Below are 431 nucleotides of genomic sequence, written 5' to 3' on the forward strand. Positions count from 1 at the left end.
TGCTAAGCCAGCAAGCGCTCGCAGTTTGTTAGGTTTGTCCGTCGTCGTTTTTGCAGTGTTTCGCAGTAAGCGGTTATCCTACGCTCTCGGCCAACCGCGCCGTGGAATATCCGAGAAAACTGCGTAGTAAGTTTTATCCAGTTCTCAGGCTCAATATTGAGTCGAGTGAGTATGGGTTGTGACTCAAAGATATAGCCTCGTTTGTCGGCGCGAATACATTGGCCTGTGAGTTCAACCAACTCAATATAGGATTTGAGCTCGAAAGGCAGGCCTTTTGGCATATGTTTTCGTGGGCTGCCAGCAAAGCGTAGTAGGCTTTTTGGCTGTTTACCTAATTTTGCATGGTCGATGCGTTTTTTGATGCTGGTGTAGTCTGAGGTTTCAGGCGTTGCGGCAATGTTGGCTCTAATGGGGTTTAGGTCTACGTAAGC

General features: G+C 48.0%; 1 pseudogene. It reads right to left on the reverse strand.

Annotated features, from left to right (window positions below):
- Positions 1–2: 2 nt before the first annotated feature.
- Positions 3–431, reverse strand: a pseudogene (locus DRB05_RS00120) (transposase); the annotation flags it as partial.

Origin of the sequence: Pseudoalteromonas sp. A757 (assembly GCF_004103285.1) — a bacterium.
Classification (GTDB): Bacteria; Pseudomonadota; Gammaproteobacteria; order Enterobacterales; family Alteromonadaceae; genus Pseudoalteromonas; species Pseudoalteromonas galatheae.